Below are 26,272 nucleotides of genomic sequence, written 5' to 3'. Positions count from 1 at the left end.
CGCCCCGGGCCAAAGAGACAGTACGCTGTCAAAGCCAATGGATAGCCCGGTCTCGGGTTTCCTTGGCTGACCGCAGGGCGCGTGGGATAGTCTTAGGGACTGAAAATTCCGCCGCCGTATGGGGGTACTGCGAAATGTACGGCCGCCGGCATCTGTCGGTTGGCTTGGAAGCCACTGTGGGGGCGGCTGAAACAAAGGGAATTCTGGGGCTGTGACAACTTTCTTCGGCAAGCTGGGGCTGAAAAAGCGTCAAAACAAGAAATTCATAGCGGGAACTGCTGCGACTGCGGCAGGCGCTTTGCTGATCACCGGGGCGATTCTGTACCCGGGGTTCAAGACCACCGAGGTGGACTTGAACGACGGCGGCGTGTGGGTGGTGAGCAAAACCAAGAACGCAGTGGGACGGCTGAACTATCCGTCCCGTGTCCTTGACGGTGCCGTGACACCGGCCACCACTACCTTTGATGTGCTGCAGCACGACGGTAACGTCTTCGTGGACGACGAATCCGGCTCCACCATCAACCAGGTTTCCGCCGCAAACCTGAAGCTCGGCGGCGATAAGCAGCTGCCGTCGTCGTCGCAAGTCAGCTACGGCTCCACTGTGCTCTCCGTTACGGACCCGGCCCGCGGCAAGGTATGGGCGTTGTCGCCGTCCACCGTTAACGGCTTCGACGAAGAAGGAACCGAACCCGTACTGACCGGTTCCCCTGGCATGGTCTCCGCAGTGGGATCCGACAACCGGATCTATACGGCGGACCCGGGCAAGGGCGAAATCGCCGTCACCACTGTTGACGCCAATGGTGAGCGGACCGACTCCCAGATCAGCAAGGTGGACGAGCTCAAGGGCGCCGGCGACCTTCAACTGGCTGTGGTGGGCGATAAGCCCGTGGTCCTTGACGCCGCGTCGGGGAACCTCTTCCTGCCGGGCGGGCGCAAGCTGCAACTTCAGGATGCGCGCGAAGCCAAGCTCCAGCAGAGCAGCGAAGACAGCAGTTACGTCGCTATTGCCACACGAAAGGCCCTGCTGAAGCAGCCCTTGGATGGGTCCACAGCCGCAACCGTGAATGCTGACGGTGAAGGCGTCCCCGCAGCTCCGGTTCAGGTCAGCAAGTGTGTCCACTCAGCGTGGTCCGGCGCCAACAAGTACGTCCGCGACTGCGACAACGACGCCGACGACAAGAAGAACGACGTCCCCAAAGCCAGTGCCTCCCCAAGCTACGTTTTCCGCGTCAACAGGGACTTGGTTGTCCTCAACGACGTGAACTCGGGCAGCGTATGGCTGGTGAACCAGAACATGCAGCTGGTCAACAACTGGGACGAGGTTGTTCCGCCCAAGAACCAGTCCGATGACCAGGACCAGGAGTCCGCGGACAACAACACCATCAACGTCCTCCCGGATCGCACCAAGCCCAACCGTCCGCCTGAGACCAAACCGGACGAGTTCGGTGTCCGGCCGGGCAGGACCACCATCCTGAGTGTTCTGGATAACGATTCAGACCCCGACGGCGATGTCCTCACCGCAGCGGTTGGCGCCAACGGCCCCAAGTCCGGTGCCCTCGAAAACATCTACGGCGGCTCTGCCTTCCAGATCAAGGTACCGGCGGATGCGAAGCCGGGCACAGAAGTCTTCGACTACAACGCCTCTGATGGCCGCGGTTTGTCAGCCGGTGGCCGTGTGACCCTACGCGTGGTTGCTCCCGAGGAGAACAAACCTCCGTTCTTCAAACGCGGGGAGCCCACCACCATGCTTGTCGAACAAGGCAAGTCCGTGAGCCAGAACATCCTGACCGACTGGATGGACCCCGACGGCGACGACCTCGTCCTGTTGGATGCAAAATCCGACAACGACCAGGACCAGGTAAAGGTCCGCCGCGACGGACTGCTTACATACCAGGATTCGGGTGCGGCGCCGGGCAAGAAGAACGTCACCATCACCGTATGGGACGGCAAGGCAACCACCACCGGCCGCATCGTGGTAAATGTGCAGCCGCCGGGTGCCCTCGCCCCGGTGGTCAATGCAGACCACGTCACCGCGGTGGTGGGCCAGGATCTGGTCATCGCACCGCTGAAGAACGATGTGGACCCCAACGGTGGGGCCCTGCGCGTCGCTCATGTTGAGGCCGCCGGCCCTGCTGAACTCGGCCCGGTAACCGACGGCGGCACCTTCACCTTCCGGAGCACCACACCCGGCCCGATCTACTTGACGTACATCGCCAGTAACGGCCCCCAAAGCAGTCAGGGGCTGATCCGCGTGGACGTCGAGTCCGGCAAGGATGCGGGAGCTCCCGTTGCCGTTCATGACGTTGCGCTGCTCCCGGTGGGTGGCAGCGTGCTGGTGGATCCGCTGGCCAACGACTCCGATCCTTCTGGCGGCGTGTTGGTACTCCAATCCGTCACCGTACCCGACGGCTCATCGGCATCCGTGAGCGTGATCGATCACAGCGTCCTTCGCGTTACCGATGTGCTGGGAGCCAAGGAACCGTTCGTCTTCAGCTACACGATGTCGAACGGCCGCGCCTCTGCCACCGGCACGGTGGGTGTAGTCCCGGTGCCGGCTCCCGCCGTCGTCGAGGCTCCCCAGCCCAAACCCGACGAAGTCAACGTCCGCGTGAACGACGTCGTGACCATCCCGGTCCTGGACAATGACACCCACCCGCAGGGTGAGGAGCTGTCCGTGGATCCGGTGCTGGCACAGAGTATCCCGGAAGAGGACGGCAAAGCGTTCATTTCCGAGAAGACCCTGCGCTTCATTGCCGGACCCACGCCCAATACCGTGCGCGCCATCTACAACGCCGTGGATCCGCAGGGGCAGAAGAGCGCCGCAGCGGTAACTATCCACATCCTCCCGCTGGAAGGTACCCAGAATTCACGTCCACAGCCGCAAAACCTGACGGCACGCGTTGTGGCGGGCGGCAGTGTCCGGATCCCGGTTCCGCTGGACGGCATAGACCCCGACGGCGACTCGGTGCAGCTCACCGGCATCGATAGCACACCCACCATGGGAACCGCGACGGCGGGTAGCAGCTTCATCGATTTCGTCGCCGCCGGTGACGGCGCGGGTACCGATACGTTCCGGTACAAGGTGATCGACCGGCAAGGTGCTGTCAACACCGGAACGGTGACCGTGGGCGTCGCGCCGCGCGGCGAGGACAACCAGAAACCTGCTCCCGTCGATGACGAAGTCAAGGTCCGCCCTGGCCGCCAGATTGCCGTGGATGCGACCGCGAACGACACCGACCCCGATGGTGACATCATCCGGATCCTGACGGACAGCATCGAAGCCGACGCAGGACTCGACGCCAAGGTCAGCCAGACCAGCGGCCGCGTCCTGGTGACCGCTCCCGCTGCGGAGGGCACCGTCAACGTGCGCTACTCGGTTGCCGACGACCGTGACGCAGTGGGTCAGGCCACCATCCGGGTGGTAGTCCGGAACGATTTGCCATTGCAGGCACCGATTGCCCGCGATGACCGTGTGACCTCGGCACAGACGCTCGGCAAGACCGCGGTGGACGTTCCCGTCCTGAAGAACGACGAGGACCCGGACGGTGTGGGGGAGAACCTCAAGGTGGCTACCGGGTTGGAAACCGCGCGTCCCGGTCCCGAAGGCAACGTCATCGTTGACCTCACGGAGCAGCCGCAACTGGTGCCTTACACCGTGGAGGACGTGGACGGCCAGAAGTCCACTGCCATTATTTGGGTTCCCGGTATTGGCCAGCAGGTTCCTACGCTCGCCAAGGACGACGTAGTGGAACTTGTCTCAGGTCAGTCCGTCACGGTAAACCTCGCGGAGTGGGTCAAAGTCCGTGAAGGACGCTCACCTCGCCTGACCCAAACTGACCGCATCAAGCTCATCGGTGCCGACGGCAGCGATCCCGTGGCCAATGGTGGCACGTCCATCAAGTACACCGCTGGCGCGGAGTATGTCGGGCCCGGATCCATCAGCTTCGAAGTCACCGACGGAACCGGCCCGGACGACCCCAATGGCCTGAAGTCGACTTTGAGCATCCGAACCAAGGTGCTGCCGGATCCCAACAAGAACAACCCTCCCGTTCTGCTGGGTAGCGACGTGGAGGTACCGAAGGGTGACTCCGCGAGCCTTGACCTGGAGAAGCTGACGTCGGATCCGGACTCGGATGACGTGCAGAACATGAGCTACGAGCTTGTGGGCGCAGCCCAGGGCGGTTTCCGGGTGAGTGTCGAGGGCAAGACTCTCAAGGTCTCCGCTGATGACTCCGTACAGATCGGACAGTCGGGCACTGTCCAGGTCAAAGCAAAAGACCGCCGCGGGCTCGAGGCTGTGGCTACCTACAAGCTGTCCCTGTCGGCCTCCAACAGGCCCAAACCGGTGGCCAATGACGACACCGAGCCGGAGGCGCAATCCGGGAAGCCAGTGACGGTCAACGTGTTGGCAAATGATTCCAACCCGTTCCCTGAGACGCCACTGAAGATCGTCTCAGCGGTCACGGAGACGGGCCAGGGCACGGCCGAAGCCGGCGGTGACAGCGTGACCGTCACACCTGCGGGCGGATTCACCGGAACCATGGTTGTTGCTTACACCGTGGAGGACAAAACAGGCGAGATCTCCCGGTATGCCACTGCCCGCATCCGTTTGACGGTAAAGGACAAGCCGGCAGCACCAACGACGCCGCTGGCGCAGTCCGTGGGCGACCAAACTGCCTTGCTCACATGGAATGCGCCAGCTGACCGTGGTTCGCCTATCACCAAGTACACGGTGTACGGAGAGAACGGCTTCAAACAGGACTGCCCCGCGAATACCTGTACGTTGACCGGCCTGACCAACAATGTGAAGTACCACTTTGCCGTCACCGCCACCAATGCGATCAATGAATCCGAGCGCTCTCCGGTGTCTGCTGAGGTCCGTCCGGACGTCAAGCCCGACACCCCTGTTGCACCGACGCTGAAGTTCGGCGACAAGCAACTGTCCGTGGCGTGGGTTCCGCCTGCAAGCAAGGGTTCGCCCATCAAGTCCTACGATCTTGAGATTTCGCCTGCTCCTGCCGGCCAGAACCCGCAGATCCAGAACCTCACGGGAAACAGCCATGTTTGGACCGGCCTGACCAATGGGGTGGCCTACAAAGTCCGGGTCCTGGCCAGGAATGACGCCAAGGAGCCCTCGGAGTGGAGTACCTACTCTGCTGCCGAAACTCCTGCAGGAGTGCCGGCGACCCCTGCGGCTCCTTCAGTGACCGGCGCAGGCTCCGTGGGTACGCAGAGCCAGTTGCAGGTCAGTTGGGCAGCGCCGAATAACAACGGTGACGCCGTATCCGCCTATACGCTGACCACCTACATGGGAGGCGCCGTCGTAGGTACGCAATCTGTGGGGGCGACTTCGCAGAACGTCACAGTTGCGAACTCCGAAGCGGACTACTCGTTCACGGTGTCAGCAACAAACAAGGCCGGCGTCAGTGGTGTCAGCCAACGGTCGGCCCCAATCCGGGCTGCAGGCAAGCCCGGGATGGTGGGGAGTGGATCCGTTAAGGCGACCGGCGACTCTGGTCGGCTGGAGATTGCCTTCACGCCACTTACTGCAGCTGAGCGCAACGGCTCACAGGACAATGAGATCACTTACCGCTGGCAGACCGCTCATGGTTCCGGGCAGATTGCCCGCGGAGGCGGAATCATCGGTGGGCAGCCTAATGGAACCGACGTGGTGGTAAACATCATCGCCACTTCGGTGAAGAATGGCATGGCCGGCGATGCGAAGGCGATCGGCACAGGTAACCCCTATGCGCCCCCGAACGCGCCGAATGTCTCGGGCGGAAAGTCCGCCAAGGGCGACGGCCAGGTGCACTGGAACTGGAATCCACCGAACATGAATGGCCGCCCCCTCGACCACTACGAGGTCAATCTCGACGGCGGCGGCTGGACCAGCGTGGGCAAGGCAACGAGCTTCGACGCCGCAGGTGGCGGGTGGGACAAGACGAGGAAGCTCAACGTCCGGGCCGTCACAGTAGTGGCTGGCGCACATAGCGGCCAAGTCAACGCGACAAGTGGCGACGACCCCACGCCACCGCCGCCCCCGCCGCCTCCGTCCACAACGATTCAGGCCCACAACAACACATGCCCGGGCAAACCGAACCAACCGGACACGTACAACCCAAGCGGGCCGTCGTGTGGAGTTGGCTGGGTCTCCCGCTCTGAAGGACGCCTCAAGATCGATTGCACGAAGAACATTTACGGTGGGAGCACCAAATGGTATCGAGTCACGGAGGGAAGCCACCCCGGATGGTTCGTGAAGGCCATCACCGTGGACCGCTTTGGCAATGAGCCCGGCGGTTGCTGATGCTCCGACAGGCCGTTCAACAACTCCATTCGCACCCATACACAAGGAACAGGATCAACCGATGACCATGACAAACGAGCAGGCCGCGTGGTTTGCAGAAACGTTCGAGAAGCTCGTTGCCAACGTGGGCAAGGCCGTGTTGGGCAAGGAACACGTCATCCGGCTGACGTTCACGGCGATGATGGCGGAAGGCCACGTCCTGTTTGAGGACGCGCCGGGCACGGGTAAAACCTCCCTCGCCCGCGCCTTGGCCGCGACGGTCCAGGGTTCGCACAACCGTATTCAGTTCACGCCTGACCTTTTGCCGTCTGACGTGACGGGTGTGACCATCTACGACCAGAAGACGCAGAAGTTCGAGTTCCACAAGGGCCCGGTGTTCAACAACATCGTCCTGGCTGACGAAATCAACCGTGCTTCTCCGAAGACGCAGTCCGCGTTGCTGGAAGTCATGGAAGAATCCCGCGTGACCGTGGACGGCACCACGTACGAGGCCGGCCGCCCGTTTATGGTCCTGGCAACCCAGAACCCCATCGAACAGGCGGGCACCTACCGCCTGCCCGAGGCTCAGCTTGACCGCTTCCTGATCAAGACCTCCATCGGCTACCCGGATCACGCTTCCACTGTTCGCCTCCTTGGTGGGGCGAATTTGAAGGACCGTTCAAAGGACCTGACGCCGTTGATCACCACCCAGGCAGTGGCTGACATGGCGGACCTGGCGGCCACCACCCACGTGGACACCGCGGTGCTGGAGTACATTTCGCGCCTGTGCGAGGAAACCCGCAATGCCAGCGAAACGCGGCTTGGCGTTTCCGTTCGTGGTGCTCTGGCCATGGTCCGCGCCGCGAAGGTATGGGCAGCCAGCCAAGGCCGCAACTTCGTGCTGCCGGATGACATCAAGGAGCTCGCGCCCGTGGTGTGGACCCACCGCTTGGTGATGGACCCCGAAGCTGAATTCTCCGGCGCAACGCCCGAGGTGGTACTCAACCGCGTCCTCGGCGACGTCGCCGCCCCGCAGCAACGCGCCAGCGCATAAGCACCGCACGCCGCTCCATCGCACCCCAGCTCAAACAAAGGCCCCCACATGTCCTCCAGCACACCCCTGAACAGGGCTGCTGACTCGCTCAAGCGCGCTAAGTCCGCTATTGGCGGCAAGGTGCGCTCCCTTCGCGGCCCTGTCAACGAACCGGGCAAGCGCCCCGGCCGGTCAAGCCAACCCAGCAAGACCAGCAAGCTTCACCCCGCAGCCGTATGGTCGGAAGCAGCCGGAACTGCGGGCGACTTCCTTGCACCAGGGTTGACCAAGGTCAAGGCTGTTTGGTTGAGGTTCGTCTGGCCCGTCCTTGCTGTGGTGAGCCTGCTCGGCTGGGTAGTTTTGGCTGCCTCGATCGGGCTCTGGTGGGCGGGACAGGCGTGGGGTTGGCAGGAAGCCAAGTCAGCTGCCATGGTGGCTTTCCTGCTGTGCCTCCTTGCCATCGGCTTCATCGTGGGCCGCTCGGCCTATGGAGTGGTTCTGGACCTTGCCCGCACGCGGGTGGCAGTGGGGGATGACGCCGTGGGCAGCATCGCCGTGTCCAACGTGTCCACGAGGCCGTTGTTGCCTGCGGCGTTGGAGCTGCCCGTGGGTTCCAACACGGCCGTTTTCCATTTGCCCCGCATGAAGCCGGCCCAGGTGCATGAGGATCTCTTCACCATCCCCACGGCGCGGCGTGCAGTAATTGTTGTGGGCCCGGTCCGCTCTGTTCGCGCCGACCCCCTCCACCTGCTGCGTCGTCGCGTGATGTGGACCGATCCCGTGGACCTGTTCGTCCATCCCCGGACTGTGTCTCTAGGTAGCTCGGCGGCCGGGTTTATCCGCGACCTTGAGGGCATGCCCACTACGGAGCTGTCCAGCGCGGATGTCTCCTTCCATGCTTTGCGAGACTACGTTCCCGGGGATGACCGCCGCCACATCCACTGGAAGACAACGGCCCGCACCAATAAGCTCATGGTTCGCCAGTTCGAGGAGACCCGGCGCGCACACCTGGCCATCTCGCTCTCCATCAACACAGACGAGTATGACTCCGAGCCCGAGTTCGAAATGGCCATCTCTGTGGCCGCTTCCATTGGCAGGCAGGCCATCCGTGAGCAGCGTGAGCTGGACGTCCTGACCCAAAAGGGGCCGCTCCGCTGCGAAACCGGCCGGAACTTGCTCGACGACATGACCCGCATTGTCGGGGCACCCCTGCGGAAGACCGCCGTCGACCTCGCCCGCACCCTTTCGGACACTGTCCCCAACGCCTCCGTTGTGTTCTTCGTAGTGGGCAGCCATGTGACGGCCACGCAACTGCGCTCTGCGGCCTCGTCCGTTCCTCCCGGTGTGCGGAGCCTGGCGGTCCGCGTCCAACCCGGAGCGGCGCCGTCGAGGGCCAACATCGCGGACCTGACGGTCCTCACGGTTGGCGACTTGGACGATCTCGCCATAGTTCTTCGAAAGGCGGCAGCATGAGCACCGCTCCCAATCTCCGCGTGCGTCCCCGCGCAGCCAACGGAAGCCGGTCCGCTTCCCGCGGCACCGGAGGATCGATATTCGACGACGGCCGCCCCCTGTGGCATTTCGCCGTTGACTGCGGGGCGCTCCTGGTTCTGCTCTTCCTCGGCGTCCTCGGTTTCACGCTGAGCTTCGGGGGAGACGCCCACTACCTGGTCGCAGGTCTGGGCGGTGTGCTGCTGGGGCTGGGCATCGCTGTCCTCAACGCGCACTTCCGACTGGGACTGCTTATCACTACAGCCGTGACCTTCGGCGCCTACATGGTGTTGGGCTCTGCGCTGGCTGTGCCGGATTCGGCTGTGTTGGGTTTCCTGCCCAGCCTCGACTCCTTGCGTACGCTCCTGCTGGGCATCGTCTTTGCCTGGAAGGACATGCTCACCGTTGGCGTTCCTGTGGGAACAGCGAATGGCATGCTCATTGTTCCGTTCCTCAGTTCATTGGTGACCGCTCTGGCCGCCGGTCTGCTGACGTGGCGTTTGAAGAGCCCGTATTGGCCGTTGCTGCCGGTGCTGGTCCTCTTCGTCACGGGAATCGCCTTCAGTACCAGCGCGGGCTTCCTCAATGTGGAGCGCGGCGTCTCGCTGACCATCGTTTCCATCGTGTGGGCGACGTTCCGCCGTGACGTGCTCCGGCAGAACAGCACCAAGACCGTTTCGGCCAACAGGCCGGGTTCCGACGCCGCTACAGCCCGACGTGGCCAGCTCCGCCGTCTGGGGACTGCTGCAGCCGTGATCGCTGTTGCGGTGGGCGCCACCGCAATTGCCTCGCCGTTGGTCACCGCCAGCGATGACCGAAAGGTGCTCCGCAACACGATCGTTCCGCCGTTCGACCCCCGGGACTACATCACGCCGCTGGCAAGCTTCCGCAGCTTCGTCAAGGATGAGAAGGACAGCACGCTGTTTACAGTCAAGGGGCTGCCCAAGGATGCCCGCGTGCGGCTGGCTGCACTGGATGCGTTCAACGGCTTGAACTACACCATGGATCCCAACAGCTCCGGCAACTTCAGCAAAGTGGGCGATGCCCGCTCGCTGAACACCCTGGCTGACGCCGGAAGCCCGGTGGAGGGCACGAATTACACGCTGGACATCACCGTGGAGGATTACCAGGGCTACTTTGTGCCGGGTGGCCGGCACACCACGGGCATGAGTTTCGCGGACACTTCCGGTGCCGCTTCCGGTCTCTACTTCAACGCCGGCACGGACACGGCCGTAACCACCAAGGGCCTGGTCAAGGGCGACACCTACACCGTGCAGGTCTCGGACCCCGGCACACTGGAGCACGGCCAGCTTACGCAGTACGACTTCGCCAAACTCACGCTGCCCGAGGCAGAGGAAGTGCCACCCATCGTGGCTTCCCAGGCGAACCAGCTTTCCGCGGATGCTCCTACGGCCATTGACCGTGTCCGGCAGATTGAGGCGCACTTCCAGAAGAGCGGTGCTTTCAGCAACGGCCTGGTGGCCGAGGGGCAACTCCCGAGCCTTCCCGGTCACAGTGCTGCGCGCGTGCGCAACATGCTCTCGGCCAAGCAGATGCTGGGCGACGACGAGCAATACGCAGTGTCCATGTCCCTCATGCTCCGCCACCTTGGTATTCCTTCCCGCGTGGTCATGGGGTTCTATCCCGATCCCAAGAGCCCTGAGAACGGCGCTGGAGATATCAAGATCACGGGTAAGGACGTCCACGCCTGGGTTGAAGTCGCGTTCGACCGAGTGGGATGGGTTGCCTTTGATCCCACCCCGCCCAAGGACAACGTGCCCATCCCGCCCGACCCGGAGAACAAGTCCAAGCCCAAACCGCAGGTGCTGCAACCACCGCCCCCGCCGCAGGAACCCGCGGACCTGCCGCCGGATTCCACCCCGGACGCCCTGGACGCTGACGAGAAGAAGAACAACCCGTGGCTCTTCTGGGGCCCGCTGCTGGCGGCCATCGGCGTGGCGCTGATTCCGCTGGGGATCCTTGCCTTGCCGCTGCTGCTGATCCTCCTGCTGAAATCACGACGCCGGAAGGCGCGTTTCCGTGATGGGCACCCCGCCCAGCGGGTGGGCGGCGGCTGGAACGAAGTGCTGAGCCTGGTCACCGACATGGGTGCCTCGATTGACACCAAGTCCACACGCCGAGAATCGGCCACGGTCATCGCTGACGCATTCCCCACTACCGGGACTGCCACCACGATGCTTGCCCACCGGGCCGATGCTGCTGTCTTCGGCGCTGGTCAGCCCAGCGAGGATGAAGTCAAGGAGTACTGGGAGATCGTTGATACGTCACTGACGGATATCACAGGAAGCGTCGGTTTTTGGAAACGGCAGCAGGCACGGTTCTCACCGCGGTCCTTGCTGTCCGATGGCCGCGCGGCCCTTCGCCGCCGGCAAGAGACACCCGGCGACCCGGCCAAGCCCCGCTTCACGTTGCCGTTCAAGAAGGACACCACCAATGAGTAATGAGGCAGAACTCTGCCCCGCTTGCCGGCACGGGGTCCGTCCTGGCGCGACTTTCTGCACGCAGTGCGGTTCACCGCTGAACAACCGTGGTGCCCGGAAGGAGGGCAACATCAACCATGCCCGGAAGGCAGCGTTGGAGTTCGCCAACCAGCAGGGCTTCTCCGAGCCCGGTAGTATCTCGGTAGTGTCGGCGCCGGCATCGCCGATGCCGCACGGACCAAAAAACACGCCGGACCGTATGCCGGGGCCAGGGGGAGGGACCACGATGACCACCAAGCTTGAGTTGGCGCCCGCCTCTGCCGGGAAGCGCATGGGCGCAGCTGTGCTGGACTGGTTGGGTCCCGTCGCTGTGCTCGCCACCACGTTCGCCATTGGAATTGCGGGCATCACGCAAACCCGACGGAATGGCTTCATCGTCTATGACACCGGCCTTCTGGTCCTCTTGGGCAGCATCGGCCTGGGTGTGACAGTGGTTTACACCTTCGTCCTCCTCGGAATCGAGGCGAAGTCCGGTAACACCATCGGCAACCAGCTCATGGGTATCCGCAGTGCGGACTCGGACGGCTACGCTCCGGGCGCTGGTGTTGTCTTCGTTCGGGGAATACTCACCGGTGGCCTCCTGGTGCTGGGATCCATCGTTGCCGTCATCCTGTCGGCGCTTGGACAAATCGGGCTGGTCCTGTGGATCGCCCTGCCACTGATGTTCCTCGGTGTTGTCTGGGCCTTCCTTGTAGTCGTCTCAAACGTTTGGGACACCAACGGCAAGCTGCGTGGCTGGCACGACAAAGCGGCAAAGTCTTTGGTGTTCGATGTGAACGCCGGTCGTAATCCGGTGACCACGGGAGGCATCCAAGGTCCGTACAGTTTCGCGCCAATGGATCTTCCGCCGGTACAACCCGTTGCTTCCCCGGTGCCTTCCGGGCATGGCCAGGGCGTCCGTCCGAGCGCGAATCCACTGCCGGCTCCGGCGACTGCTGCGGCACCCGCTGTGCAGCCTTCCCACGATCCGAATCAGTGGCGCCCACCCACGGCGCCCTTCACGCCGACGCCCCGCTCACCAGCGGCATCGACCGGGTCAACAGCATCGATCGCATCAGAGTCATCGAACCCCGCCGCGGTCGCACCACAACAAGCAACCGCGCCCGTCGCCCATCCGGACGACGACGTGGAGCGGACCCAGATGCGCCCAGGGGCAGCCCGTGCCCAGGCCGTCCTGCGGATTCGGATCGACGATGGCCAGGACATCCAGTTGGGCGGCTCAGTCCTCCTCGGCCGTAACCCGGCGCCGCAGCCCGGTGAAACCGTGGAACAGTTGCTGCCCGTGTCAGACCCCGGCCGGTCCATCTCCAAAACACATTTACACCTGCGCGTTGATGGCGACGGTGTCTGGGTCACGGACCGTAACTCCACCAACGGCAGTGCTGTCACCACCCCTGACGGCATCCAGACCAGGCTCAACCCCGGCGAAGCCAGCTTCGTCCGTCCCGGTTCCACCGTTCACTTTGGGGACCGTTCCTTCCACCTAGGACAAGCATGAATTCACAGCCGGCCACACCCGCCAACGCCGAACTGGGACCCGCCGCGGGCGGTTCCTCTTTTCGGCTCAGCTACGGGTACGGAACGGACCGCGGGCTTCGCCGCGAACTGAACGAAGATTCGTTCATTGCTTCCGATCCCGTCTTCGCCGTTGCCGACGGCATGGGCGGGCATGAGGCAGGCGAGATTGCCAGCGGCATGTGCGTCAGGGCTTTGGGCGGCGCCCCTGAATTGTCGGCCGGCGTGCGCACCGCTTCAGCGGCCGACCTTCAGTCATGCTTGCTGAAGGCCGATGCTGCCATCCGCAACGCAACCGGAGCCCGCGCCGGGACCACGTTGTCCGGCGTTGTGGTGGTGGAGCAGATGGGCCTGCCCTACTGGCTGGTGATGAACATCGGCGATTCCAGGACTTACCGCCTCAGCCAAGGGGAGTTCGCGCAGGTAAGCGTTGACCACTCCGAGGTGCAGGAACTGGTGGACTCCGGGGATATCACCGCGGAGCAGGCTACCGTCCACCCGCGGCGCCACGTTGTTACCCGTGCCTTGGGCACCGGCGATGAAACCGAGGCCGATTTCTGGTTGCTTCCCATCCAGGAAGGTGACCGGATCATGATCTGCTCGGACGGTCTCAACGGGGAGCTGGGCGATGACCACATGTTCCGCATCCTTAGCACTGTTGCCCATCCGCAGGATGCCGTGGACGCACTGATCCAGGCTGCCCTGAGAAGCGGTGGCCGGGACAACGTGACCGTCATCGTCGTGGACGCCAAGAACGTTTTGAACGACGCCGGAATCGCCACCACTGCGCCGCGCCCTGAAGTTGCGTCCGAGGTTGAAGAAGACACCCTTCCCCGGGCTTGGGTGAACGGCGCCGACGAGGTTACAGGGGCTGAGCAGGAGGAAGGCGTCGATGGCAAGCAGTAACCACCTTTCGCTGACCCGCTATCAGCAGGGTGACTGGATCGGCGTAGTGCGGAGCGGAACCGTGGTGCTTCTTGGCCCGGACACACCGCACGCACTGATTGACACTGTTTGGGAGTTGTTGGCATCCGAGCCCGAGGCCCACGAGGTCCTGCATGAGGTGACGGATGCCTTTGGCGTTTCCCTCAGCCGCATCCCGCCTTTCGGAATCATCGACTCGAAGGACGCACTTCGTGTGTTCCTCCGGGGGGACCTCGAACTCGTGGTGCAGACGCCCGGCGGCGAGGAAAGCCTCACCGGACGCGACGTCACCACTTGGACCGAACGACGGCTCGCTGAGGCCAAGTCCTACAGTGTCCGGATCGGTCGCAACTCTGTCCCCTCTGCGGGTATTCCGACGTCGGGCGGAGGCCTGCCGCTGAACGGCTCGCCCTTGAACAGTCTTCCGCTGGGAGAAGGCGTGGTACTTCTGTCCTCGCTCGAGGCCTCGCCCAATGCTGCCGGTCAGACGGACACTAAACCTGAAGTCCGGCCCGCAACGGTGTCCGACGAAACCATGATCGGCTACACCGAAGCGGACCTTGGCCTGACGATCGCACCAGGTCACATGATTCCCGCCAGCGAATCACCCGCCAGCGAGTCTGCCGCTCCCGAGTCGTCCATTGCCGAGTCGTCAACTGCCCAGCAGCCTGCTGCCGAGGTAGCTGCGTCGGAGGAGCCGCCTGCGCTCGAAGAACCGGAGCTGGAACTCGAAGAACCGGAGCCGGAACCAGTCAGCGAGGCAGATTCGGAAGCATCCGGGATACCCGTCCATACGAGTACCACTGATCCGATACTTCCGTCGCTGGAAAACACCACCAACTATGACCACCTGTGGGACAAGACGGTGATGCGCAACATTGAGGACGCTGCAGTCCGCACGGATGAAGGGTCTGAGGACCACGACTCGCCTGCGTCCACTACACCGGATGCCCCACCAGCTCCGGAGCCGCCGGCGGCACCGGAAAGCCCCCCTCCTGCCCCGTCCGCCGAAGCACCAAGCGGGCTGATTGACTCCGTCCCGTGGCTGCGCAGCAGTTCCTCCGCCCCTGAACCGGGCAGTGACCATCAAACAGTTCCACCGGGGCCCGCACCCGATCCCGCAGCGCAAGTACCGGCCGCTTGGTCATCGGCTCCAGCAGCCATAGCCGCGGACGACGACTCTGACCATGACGGGCAGACCATCATGAAGAGCAGCCTTCCCACCGAGGAGTCCGGCGCAAAAGCTGTTGTTGGACGCGTAGAGACGTCCGCCGTCAACGGTCCGAGCGTTTTGGCGCGGATGTGCTCCCAAGGCCATGCCAATCCGCCCACGTACCCACAATGTTCGGTGTGCGGGGTTGCTGTCTCCGGCGACGCCATCCAGGTCCCACGTCCACGGCTGGGCCGTATGCGGCTGTCTACAGGTGAGTTGATTGATCTTGACCAGTCGCTCATCATCGGCCGCCAACCGTCGGTTTCCCGCGTGCAAGGTGGCATCATGCCGCGTCTGGTTCAAGTGGACAGCCCTGGTGGGGATATTTCACGCTCCCATGTGGAGGTCCGGCTTGAGGGCTGGCATGTCATGTTGTGCGACCTGAAGGCAACCAACGGGACCGTGCTCATCCGGGAAGGCCAGGCACCCCGCCGGCTTGCCCAAAACGAAATGGCCATCCTGCTGGACGGCGATATCGCCGAGCTGGGCGACAACATTTCATTGCGTTTCGAGGAGATTCTTTGAGTTCCAAGAGGCCCCCCGCGCCGCCTCCACCCATCCCGGGTTTCAAGTACATCAGCCTGCTCGGCTCCGGTGGCTTCTCGGATGTCTACCTTTATGAGCAGGACCGGCCGCGTCGAAAAGTAGCGGTCAAAGTGCTGTTGTCGGATCTGAAGACCGAAGGGGCCCGCCGCCGCTTCGAGTCCGAAGCCAACCTTATGGCGCAGTTGTCGTCGCACCCCTACATCGTGACGATTTTCGAAGCTGAGATCACCGAGAACGGGCACTCGTACCTCGCCATGGAGTACTGCTCCCGGCCGAGCCTTGACGTCCGCTATCGTCGCCAGCGATTCAGTGTGGATGAGGTCCTGGCCGTCGGCATCCAGGTGGCCTCCGCCGTCGAAACCGCTCACCGGGCCGGAATTGTGCACCGGGACATCAAACCTGCCAACATCCTGGTCACCGATTACAACCGGCCTGCCCTGACTGACTTTGGCATCTCCGGCACCATCGGCGCCGACGCCGAGGACGACGCCGGCATGTCTATCCCGTGGTCTCCGCCGGAACAGTTCCGCGGAGGCGCCGTGGACGGTGTTCCTGTGGACATCTGGGCCTTGGGTGCAACGCTGTACACGCTGCTGGCAGGTCGTTCTCCGTTCGTCCTTCCGGGACAGGACAACTCGCAGCGGGAACTCATCTCCCGCATTACCAACTCGCCCCTGCCCAGGCTGGGCCGTGCCGACGTTCCGGAGTCCCTGGAACTCGTTCTGGCTACGTCCATGGCCAAGTCAGCAGAATCCCGATATTCGTCAGCGCACGCTTTCGCGCTGGCACTCCAGCGGATCCAAGCTGAACTGAACCTGTCCGTGACGCCGTTTGAGGTTCTTGAAGAACCGGGGCACGGGGACGACCAGCATCCGGACGACAACTTCGAGGAAACCCGGGTCCGGAGCATCGCTTCGATCGATCCCGACGCCTCGGGAACCGCCACCACAGGGTCAGCGCCCACGTTTCCGGCACGAACATTCCCTTCCACCGTTCCTGGCGCAACCCAACAGCCGAAACAACAACCAGCCCAACCCGCCAACCCTCCGCAAACAGTCCAGTCCCATACGGGGCTATCGACTCCGCCGCAGTTTCACGCTCCGGCGTCGGGACACACAGCGTCGGGATACACGGCACCGGGATCGTACACAGCCCCCGGCAGCCACAACGCTCCCGCCGAGCCTGACACCGCAGAGTCCACAGTGCTGCGTGGTTGGCAGCCTTCACGTCCCCAGGACGATCTTGGCGCAACGATCAGCCGTTCCACTGCTGGCTCCACAGGGGCACCCCAAGAGGACGTTTCCCCCGCAGACCACAGCAAGCGCAACCTATGGCTGGCCGCCAGCGGCGCTGCAGTACTGGTAGTGGCCATCGTGGTGGGTGTGGTGTTGGGCGCACAGGCGCAGCCCAAGGTGGCACCAACGGAAACGTCAAGTAAGCCGCCAGCCGATCCCTTGGGGGACGGCGGCGTACCGGATGTGGAGGGCCTCGTTGGCGTCCGGGACACCGAGAAGCCGGAGTTCGCTGATTTCCGCTGGGAGAACCCGCAGCCGAAGCCCGGCGACACGTACATGTGGCGTTACCGGACCGTCCTCATCCCGGAAGGCGAGTATTCCCCCGAAAAGGAGCCTCACGCACGACCCTATTTTGGCGGGGAGGATGAACTCTGCATCCAGGTAATTATTGTCCGTGCTGACGGTACTGCCTCGCCCGGAGGCCCGGGATCCATCGCCTGTACGGATTAGGGGCCCGCATATGAGACTTACTTACCGCCGACTGAGGAGGCACAGATCATGGGGGATCTAGCAATAGATTTCTGTGGGGAATGGTACGAACCATCCGACGAGGACATCTTCGATATTGGACGCGAAGGTGACTTGGAAGTGGACGACAACCCCTATCTGCACCGACGCTTCCTGCAGATCGCCCGCTATGACGGCATGTGGTGGCTCAGCAACGTTGGCAGCATGCTGTCCGCCACCATTGCTGACGGTTCCGGCGGCATGCAGGCCTGGCTTGCGCCGGGGGCGAGGATCCCACTCGTTTTCAGCCACACCAATGTGATTTTCACAGCCGGACCTACCACCTATGAGTTCGCTGTCCACTTGAAGACGCCGTCCTTCCGGCACGAAGCACGCGACGACGACCAAGCGGGCGACACAACCATCGGACCCGTGGTCTTTACTGATTCGCAAAAGGCGCTCATCGTGGCCTTGGCCGAGCCTATGTTGCGACGCGACGGCACGGGATTCAGCGCCATTCCGTCATCTGCCGAGGCCGCGAAACGACTGGGCTGGGCTCTGACCCGTTTCAACCGCAAGCTCGATAACGTCTGCGACAAACTGGACCGCGTAGGGGTAGTTGGACTGCGTGGCGGGGTCGGAAAACTCGCCACCAACCGCCGGGCGCGGTTGGTGGAGCATGCCGTGACATCGCACCTGGTGACTCCGGCTGACCTGCATCTCCTTGAAAAAATGAGTGGAGTCGACGAAGGATGAAGTTCCGCCTGACCTTGCGGCGTGACCCCGCGGAAGCAAAGGACCTCGCCGTAACGGTGGATGGTCGTGCCACCGTGGCCGATATTGCCACCGAACTTTGGGCTGCCGACCCCGCACGAAAGGGGACCGAACCGCCGTCGAACCTGTCCATCAGCGTGGACGAGGCTTTTGTAGGCGGCGGGCTCTCCGGGCACATCCTGCGGCCCATGGACAACCTGCTGGAATCCGGGCTGCGGCCTGGGTCCAAAGTTTCACTCGCACAGGTCAGCGAGCAGTTCGCCTCCAACGGGCACGCCAACGGCAGTGGCAGGGGACCGGCAGCGGCGACGTTGCGCGTGATGTCAGGGCCCGACGTCGGACGGGAATTTTCACTGCCTTTCGGCACCAGCTACATCGGCCGGGACCGGGACGCCGACATCCGGTTGTCGGACCCGCTGACGTCCAAGCGCCATGCGCGGATCACGGTGGGCGAAACCGTGGAAATCGTGGACACGAACTCTGCCAACGGCCTCCTCATGGATGGGTTGCCGGTAACCCGGGCAACGCTCGAATCCTCCGACACCGTCACTTTGGGCGATACTTCCGTAGGCGTCGTCGCCCTGTCCCGTAACCACGGCGGTGGTCCGTCGTCGCCGCTGGTGGATTTCAACCGTTCGCCGCGTGTGGTGCCCAGGTTCGAGTCACCCAAACGCGTGCCGCCAGCCGGACCCAAGCGCCCGGAACACCAGCCCTTCCCGTATATCATGCTGATCGCGCCGCTTCTGATGGGTGGTGTGCTCTTCGCTTTCACGCAGAACCTGCTCTCCGTCATTTTCATGGCGATGATGCCGCTGTTCATCGTGGGGCACTATGTGGACCACAAAATGCAGAGCAAGCGGCAGGCCAAGGAAGGCCACAAACAGTTCAAAGCCGCCATGCTGGCGTTCCGCGAGGACATCGACAAGCAGCAGAACATTGAGCGCGCCGTAAGGCTCCAGGAAGCGCCGTCCGTGAGCGACACAGTGGACGCGATCTACAAACTAGGCCCCCTGCTTTGGACGCACCGCCCGGAGCACCAGCACTTCCTGGGGGTTCGCTTTGGACTCGGCTCCGCACCGTCGCGCATCCAGTTCGACGAACCGGGCGCCAATGAAACTGAACCGCAGTACATGCGGGAAATTCAGGAGTGCTTGCAGCAAGTCCGTGTCATTGAGGGCGTTCCGATCGTGTCGCAACTGCGAATCTCGGGATCCTTTGGCGTTGCGGGGGACCGCAGCGTGGTGGATGACGTGGCCCGCGGCATGGTGCTCCAGCTGGTGGGGCTCCATTCACCGGCCGAAGTTGTCCTCACAGCACTGACCTCGGCACGTTCCCGTGAGCGCTGGGACTGGCTGCAATGGCTCCCGCATGTCGGTTCAGGCCACAGCCCCATCTCCGGCGATCATCTCGCTGCCGGCCCCGGTGCCGGTGCTGCCCTGTTGTCGCGGCTTGAAAACCTCGTGGAAGAACGCGAATCCATGGCCAAGGAGCCGGGCCCGCATCCGCGGCCTGGACTGAAGAACGAGCACGAAGAAGTTCCTGGTCCCGTGGTTCCTGCCATCCTGGTGATCGTTGAAGACGACGCTCCCGTGGATCGCGGCCGACTCACGCGGTTGGTGGAACGCGGCCCAGATTACGGCGTGCACATCATGTGGGTGGCGGCCAATGTACAGTCCCTTCCCGCGGCGTGCCGTGACTTCCTCTCAGTGGACGGCGATCACGGCACCACTACTGGCCAGGTCCGGTTGGGTCGCCACACGTACCCGGTGAGCTGTGAAAGCCTTGACGCGGACCTCGCCACACAGTTGGCGCGCATGATGTCGCCGCTGGTTGATGTCGGTAACCCGCTCGACGACGATTCCGACCTCCCGCGCGCCGTTTCGTACGCCACATTGATCGGCAAGGAACTGATGGACAATCCACAGGCCGTGGCCGAGCGTTGGCAGGAGAACAACTCTGTCCATGCCACGGCTGTGCCCAACCGTAAGGACAACGGCAGCCTCCGCGCGCTGGTTGGTTCCAAAGGTGTGGAACCGTTCTACCTGGACCTCAAGAACGAAGGTCCGCACGCTCTGGTCGGCGGAACCACAGGAGCCGGTAAATCCGAGTTCCTCCAGTCCTGGGTGATGGGCATGGCGGCCGCGTACAGCCCGGACCGCGTCAGCTTCCTGTTCGTGGACTATAAGGGCGGCGCCGCATTCGCCGACTGCCTGCACCTGCCGCACACCGTTGGCTTGGTGACCGACTTGTCCCCGCACCTGGTTCGGCGTGCGCTGACATCCCTTCGCGCTGAGCTTCACTATCGCGAGCGACTCCTGAACCGCAAGAAAGCCAAGGACCTCCTGGCGCTGCAACGCGAAGCCGATCCCGAGGCGCCCCCGTACCTCATCATCATCGTGGACGAATTCGCGGCGCTGGCTACTGAAGTTCCCGAGTTCGTTGACGGCGTGGTGGATGTCGCGGCCCGTGGCCGGTCCTTGGGCCTGCACCTGATCCTGGCTACACAAAGGCCGGCCGGTGTCATCAAAGACAACCTGCGCGCCAATACCAACCTCCGCGTTGCCTTGCGCATGGCCGACGAGGTGGACGCAACGGACATCCTGGGCGTCCCTACTGCCGCCTACTTTGATCCGTCCATTCCCGGCCGCGGTGCCGCCAAGACCGGTCCCGGCCGTATCCAAGGCTTCCAGACCGGGTACGCCGGCGGTTGGACGACGGAAAAGCCGCAGCGACCCCGGATCGACATCGTTGAGATGGCGTTCGGGTCCGGCCCCACATGGGAACCGCCGCTGGTGTCGCAGGTAGAAGAAGAACCCGCCGGCCCCAACGACATTGCCAGGATGACCGGAAACATCATCCGTGCAGCTGATGTGCTGTCTATCGAGCCTCCCCGGAAGCCATGGCTTAACGAGCTCGCCACAACCTACGATTTCTCCAAGCTTCCCAACCCCCGGACCGATGAGCGGCTGCTGCTCGGCGTGGCGGATGACCCCGCACACCAGGACCAGCCCACGGTGTTCTACGAGCCGGACAAGGACGGCAATATGGCCGTCTACGGCACGGGCGGATCCGGTAAGTCGGCGGCGCTCCGCGGGATCGCCATCGCCGCGGCTGTCACGCCGCGTGGTGGGCCGGTTCACGTTTATGGCATCGACTGTGGTTCCTCGGGACTCAAGATGCTCGATGGCCTTCCGCACGTCGGCGAAATCATCAACGGCGACGACGTGGAGCGCGTTGGGCGGCTGCTGCGGTGGCTCAAGGAAGTGGCCGATGACAGGGCAGCACGGTTCGCTGAGGTCCGGGCCTCCACCATTGTCGAGTACCGGCAGTTGGCCAACCGTCCGGAAGAGAAGCGAATCTTTATCCTGGTGGACGGCATGTCTTCCTTCCGCGAATCCTACGAGTACAGCAACTTGTCTGCCCTGTGGGACATCTTCCTGACACTGGCTACCGACGGACGTCCCTTGGGCATCCACCTGGTAGTCAGCGGTGACCGCACAAACTCTGTTCCGGCGTCGCTCCTTGCTTCCATCCAGAAGCGGCTGGTCCTCCGTCTCAGCTCCGAAGACGACTACATGACCCTCGACGTTCCCAAGGACGTGCTCAACGCAGCCTCGCCTCCCGGGCGTGGCCTGTTGGACGGGCTGGAAGTTCAGCTCGCCGTGCTGGGAGGCAACTCGAACCTCGCGCTTCAGGCCCGGGAAGTGGCCAAGCTCAGCCAGGCGATGCTGCGCCAGGGTCTCGAGCAAGCACCGCAGATTCAGCGGCTCCCGGAATTGGTGGACTTGGACATCCTGCCCACCGGTGCCCCGGACAACCCAGTGATTGGTGTCGACGACGAAACGTTGGGTTCGGCGGCCATCGCCGCCAAGGGATCACTCTTGTTGGCCGGACCTCCGGGTGCCGGACGCACAGTGGCTTTGGTCACCTTGGCATACGCCTTGCGGCGTTCCAACCCGCGCACGGACTTGATCTATATCGGTTCCCGCCGCTCCGCCGTGGCGTCACTGAATATCTGGAGCAGGTCTCTGGTGGGGCCGGACGAAGTCTCGGACGTGGTGGATGACCTGATTGACAAAGCCTCGGACAACCCTGGCACTATGGCCATCTTCATCGAGGGCCTCACCGAGTTCACGGACACCTTGGCTGAATCCGGCGTGGGACGTCTGGTCACGGCTGCGATCAAGGCCGATCAGTGGGTGGTTGGCGAGTCGGAGACTTCCACATGGTCTCAAGCCTGGTCCCTTGCGCAGCCGTTCAAATCCGGACGCCGCGGGCTTTTGCTCAACCCCGGAGATGTGGAAGGCGACAGCCTCCTCAACACCTCCTTGGGCCGCATCAGCAAGGACTTCATCCCGGGCCGCGGGTACATCGTGGGACGTGGAAAGGTACGCAAGCTTCAGATCGCCATGCCGCCGGAAAACCGTAGCTAGGAGACTACCGACATGCGACACCCAGTAGTTCCAGCCGTGGTGCTGGCCGTTGGATTGCTGTTTGCTTCCGCTGTTCCTGCACACGCTGCGCCGTGCGATGGGAAGGCCCTCTGCTTGCCTTCGGAGGCACCCACGGAACCGGAACCCACGCAGCCCGGGCTCGCTCCGGAAGCGGACAAGATTCCGTCGTCCAAACCGGAGCCGACACGGGTCAGGGAACCGGAGGTTGCTCCTGCGCCTGCCCCGCCGGTTCAAGCACCGGTGCAAGCCACTCAGCCTGTTCAGGTTCCGCAGCCTGTTCAGGTCCCGCAACAATCCGCGGTGACCCAGTTCGTCACAGTGGCACCCCAGGCGACCGGTGCGGCGTCGAACTCGTCCGAACCCACCGCAACCTCTGGTACGGCGTCGGCGTCAGCAACGCCGTCGCCCTCTCCGTCCACTGGCTCCGCAAGCGCAAGCCCGGGCAAGTCCTCCAACTGGAACACGCCTGTGGACAAGGGCAAGGAGACGGAAGCGGCCGCGTTGGCTTCGAGCTCATTTTCGGGTCCCAACATGCTCGGCCTGTTCGCCCTCCTGGGCGCCGTCCTGGTGGTCGGCCTGGGAGGACTGGCGTTCGCGTTGTGGAGCAAGAACCGGCTGTCGTCCCACTAGCAACTCTTTAATGTCCGTGGGTTACGGCAAGATAGACCTGTGAGCACACCAGAGAATCCGGATCCGGTCGACACCACAACCCAAGACGCAGCTGCGGCAATCGTCGCGGAGGAAGGGACTCCGCCGTCGGAGTCCCTGCGGGATGAGTACGAGCAATTAGCGGACCTGGTCCGCAAGTACCGGTATGCCTATTACCAGGAAGACTCGCCTACGGTTTCGGATGCCGAGTTCGACGAACTCTACCGTCGGCTCGAGGAACTGGAAGCACTGCACCCGGAGCTCGTCTCCAATGACTCGCCCACCCAGGAGGTCGGTGGCGAAGTCTCATCTGCTTTCGCGGCGGTGGAGCATCTGCAGAGGATGTACAGCCTTGACGATGTCTTCTCCCTGGACGAGCTTGAAGCCTGGGTCCGCAAGGCTGAAGCGTCGGTGGCGAAACTCGGCGTTTCCGTCCCGCCCATCGCGTGGCTGACTGAACTGAAGATCGACGGCCTCGCGGTCAACCTGCTGTACCGGGACGGGAAACTGATCCGTGCCGCAACCCGAGGCGACGGCACCACGGGAGAGGACATCACTCACAACGTCCTCACCATCAAAGAGATCCCGCGGCAGCTCAGTGGTTCGGGCTATCCGTCGGAAGTGGAAATCCGTGGCGAGGTGTTCATTCCCTCCAAGGCCTTTGTCGAGTTCAACGAGACACTCGTCGCCGCCGGCAAAGCGCCGCTTGCCAACCCCCGCAACGCCGCCGCTGGTTCGCTTCGCCAAAAGGATCCCGCTGAAACTGCCAAGCGTCCGCTCAGCATGTTCGTCCACGGCATCGGCGCCCGTGAAGGCCTGGAGGCCAAGAGCCAGTCGGAAACGTACAAACTCCTCGAGGAATGGGGGCTCCCTGTCAGCCCGTACCTCAAGGTATTGGACACGTTCGACGACGTCCTGAAGTTCATCGCCGACTACGGTGAGCGCCGTCATAAGCTCCTGCATGAGATCGACGGCATCGTGGTCAAGATCGATGACTTCGCTACCCAACGTGCACTTGGTTACACCTCCCGGGTTCCGAGGTGGGCTGCTGCCTACAAGTACCCGCCCGAAGAGGTCCACACCAAGCTCCTGGACATTGCAGTCAACGTGGGCCGCACAGGCCGCGTGACCCCCTTCGGCCTGATGGAGCCCGTGAAGGTGGCCGGTTCCACGGTGGGAATGGCTACCCTTCACAACCAGGACGTGGTCAAAGCCAAGGGGGTCATGATCGGCGACATCGTCATCCTGCGCAAGGCAGGGGACGTCATTCCGGAGATCGTCGGCCCGGTGCTGGCCCTGCGTGATAAGCAGAATCCGCCGGTGCGCGAATTCGTGATGCCCACGGAATGCCCGTCATGCGGCACGCCGTTGGCTCCGTCGAAGGAAGGCGATGTAGACATTCGTTGCCCCAACGCCAAATCCTGCCCCTCGCAGCTTCGCGAGCGCGTGTTCCACCTCGCGGGCCGCGGCGCGTTCGATATCGAAGCGCTGGGGTGGGAGGCAGCTATTGCCCTCACACAGCCGGCTGAGCCTGAGACGCCGCCCCTCACCAGTGAGGCCGGTCTGTTCAGCCTGACGCGTGAGGACCTGGCGGACGTCAAAATTCGCAGGGAAAAGCGGTCCAAGGGCGTGGGAACCGGCGAATACGAACTCGTCCCGTACTTCTACACCAAGGGAACTGCCAAGTCTCCGTCCAAGCCCACTGCAACAACGGAAAAGCTGTTTGTGGAGCTGGAAAAGGCGAAGACGCAGCCGCTGTGGCGAGTACTGGTGGCGCTCTCCATCCGCCACGTTGGGCCGACTGCGTCACGTGCTCTTGCCACCGCATTCGGGAGCATGGATGCCATTCGCAACGCCACGGAAGAGCAAATGGCTCACGTTGACGGCGTGGGACCCACCATTGCAGTGGCGCTCAAGGAGTGGTTCGCCGTGGACTGGCACAACGAGATCGTGGACAGCTGGGCTGCTGCCGGCGTGCGCATGGAGGATGAACGGGACACCTCGGTGCCGCGGACCCTTGAGGGGCTCACCGTGGTAGTCACCGGTACGCTGCCCAACTTCAGCCGCGACGAAGCCAAGGAAGCCATCATCATCCGCGGCGGCAAAGCCTCCGGCTCCGTCTCTAAGAACACCAGTTACCTGGTGGCCGGTGAGAGCGCCGGTACCAAGCTGGACAAGGCCGAGCAACTCGGCGTACCGGTGCTGGACGAGGACGGCTTCCGCGAACTCCTGGCAAACGGGCCGGCACAGACCGGGACTGAATCAGCGGCAACGGATGAAGCAACCGTAGTGGATGAAGCAGCAGCGGAAATGGCCTCCGAATGATGGACTCCAACGAGTTGCTTGCTGTAGCCAAACGAGCCGCGGCTGCGGGCGCCGCTGTCCTTGCGCAGCGATCCGCAACCGGCACGGGCGGCGACGGCCTGGAAACCAGCAATAAGGGCGAGGCCGGCGACTGGGTCACCGCTTTTGACGTCGCAGCAGAGAACGCGGTCCGTGAAGCGATCATTGCCGAACGGCCCCACGACACCATCACGGGGGAGGAACACGGTACTACCCGGCCCGAACAGCCCTCGGGATACCGCTGGTCCATCGATCCCCTGGACGGGACTACCAACTTCATCCGCAACATCGTCTACTACGCCACCTCCGTTGCCGTAGCAGATTCCGACGGCGTCTGGCAGGCCGGCGTGGTTCACGCGCCGGCGTTGGGGCGCATCTATTCCGCGGCCCGCGGACATGGCGCGTGGATGGAAGCCGGGGGAGAGGCGACGCGCCTGGCGGGTCCGGTTCCCGGGCGCACCGGCCTCATCCTGGCCACCGGCTTCAGCTACGATCCCGCTACCCGGGCCAGCCAATCTGAAGGCCTCGCCGGGCTTATGGACGGATTTGCCGACGTGCGACGCCTGGGATCGGCTGCACTGGACCTCTGCTTGGTGGCGGACGGAACCTTCGACGCCTACGGTGAGCGGGGCCTCAACGAGCACGACTTCGCCGCAGGTGCGCTGATTGCGGAAGAAGCGGGTTGCTGGGTGCGCCGGCCTCGCCTGGAGAGCCCACTGGATGGCGGTCCGAGCACAAAAGACCGATTATCGGCCTGGATGTGCGCAGGGACCTTGGAGCTGTCCGGAAAATTCCCCCTGTGAAC

At 63.3% G+C, this 26,272-nt stretch carries 13 protein-coding genes; all 13 read left to right on the top strand.

From position 1 onward, the window contains the following. Positions 1–211: 211 nt before the first annotated feature. On the top strand, positions 212–6,304 hold the full coding sequence (locus RIF72_RS15700) for an Ig-like domain-containing protein (RefSeq protein ID WP_309075771.1): 6,093 nt from the start codon (positions 212–214) through the stop codon (positions 6,302–6,304). Between the two features lie 61 nt (positions 6,305–6,365). Further along, positions 6,366–7,337, top strand: a complete 972-nt coding sequence (locus tag RIF72_RS15695) for a MoxR family ATPase (RefSeq protein WP_309075770.1) — start codon at positions 6,366–6,368, stop codon at positions 7,335–7,337. A 48-nt stretch (positions 7,338–7,385) separates the two neighbouring features. Continuing rightward, complete coding sequence (locus RIF72_RS15690) at positions 7,386–8,789, top strand: DUF58 domain-containing protein (RefSeq protein WP_309075769.1); 1,404 nt, start codon at positions 7,386–7,388, stop codon at positions 8,787–8,789. Then, positions 8,786–11,269 (top strand): transglutaminase domain-containing protein, encoded by a 2,484-nt coding sequence (locus RIF72_RS15685; RefSeq protein ID WP_309075768.1) that lies wholly within the window; start codon positions 8,786–8,788, stop codon positions 11,267–11,269. Before RIF72_RS15690 ends, RIF72_RS15685 begins: the two co-directional genes overlap by 4 nt. Next, positions 11,262–12,806: an RDD family protein gene (locus RIF72_RS15680; RefSeq protein ID WP_309075767.1), complete on the top strand. Its 1,545-nt coding sequence runs from the start codon at positions 11,262–11,264 to the stop codon at positions 12,804–12,806. Before RIF72_RS15685 ends, RIF72_RS15680 begins: the two co-directional genes overlap by 8 nt. Then, positions 12,803–13,729, top strand: a complete 927-nt coding sequence (locus RIF72_RS15675) for a protein phosphatase 2C domain-containing protein (protein ID WP_309075766.1) — start codon at positions 12,803–12,805, stop codon at positions 13,727–13,729. Before RIF72_RS15680 ends, RIF72_RS15675 begins: the two co-directional genes overlap by 4 nt. Beyond that, positions 13,716–15,485, top strand: a complete 1,770-nt coding sequence (locus tag RIF72_RS15670; protein WP_309075765.1) for an FHA domain-containing protein — start codon at positions 13,716–13,718, stop codon at positions 15,483–15,485. Before RIF72_RS15675 ends, RIF72_RS15670 begins: the two co-directional genes overlap by 14 nt. Then, positions 15,482–17,251, top strand: coding sequence for a protein kinase (locus tag RIF72_RS15665; protein WP_309075764.1), 1,770 nt, complete (start codon positions 15,482–15,484; stop codon positions 17,249–17,251). Before RIF72_RS15670 ends, RIF72_RS15665 begins: the two co-directional genes overlap by 4 nt. Before the next feature lie 48 nt (positions 17,252–17,299). Further along, entirely contained in the window at positions 17,300–18,004 is a 705-nt protein-coding gene (locus tag RIF72_RS15660; protein ID WP_017199350.1) for a hypothetical protein, read from the top strand. Further along, entirely contained in the window at positions 18,001–22,455 is a 4,455-nt protein-coding gene (locus RIF72_RS15655; protein WP_309075763.1) for an FtsK/SpoIIIE domain-containing protein, read from the top strand. The genes RIF72_RS15660 and RIF72_RS15655 overlap by 4 nt, the downstream gene beginning before the upstream one ends. A 12-nt stretch (positions 22,456–22,467) precedes the next feature. After that, positions 22,468–23,106, top strand: a complete 639-nt coding sequence (locus RIF72_RS15650) for a hypothetical protein (protein ID WP_309075762.1) — start codon at positions 22,468–22,470, stop codon at positions 23,104–23,106. A 39-nt stretch (positions 23,107–23,145) separates the two neighbouring features. Continuing rightward, positions 23,146–25,449 (top strand): NAD-dependent DNA ligase LigA, encoded by a 2,304-nt coding sequence (gene ligA / locus RIF72_RS15645; protein ID WP_309075761.1) that lies wholly within the window; start codon positions 23,146–23,148, stop codon positions 25,447–25,449. Continuing rightward, positions 25,446–26,270: an inositol monophosphatase family protein gene (locus tag RIF72_RS15640; RefSeq protein ID WP_309075760.1), complete on the top strand. Its 825-nt coding sequence runs from the start codon at positions 25,446–25,448 to the stop codon at positions 26,268–26,270. Before ligA ends, RIF72_RS15640 begins: the two co-directional genes overlap by 4 nt. Positions 26,271–26,272: the final 2 nt, after the last annotated feature.

Origin of the sequence: Paenarthrobacter sp., assembly GCF_031180005.1 — a bacterium.
In the GTDB taxonomy this organism is placed as follows: Bacteria; Actinomycetota; Actinomycetes; order Actinomycetales; family Micrococcaceae; genus Arthrobacter.
The sequence above is the reverse complement of the archived record's forward strand: the minus strand, read 5'-3'. Positions and strand labels throughout refer to the sequence as shown.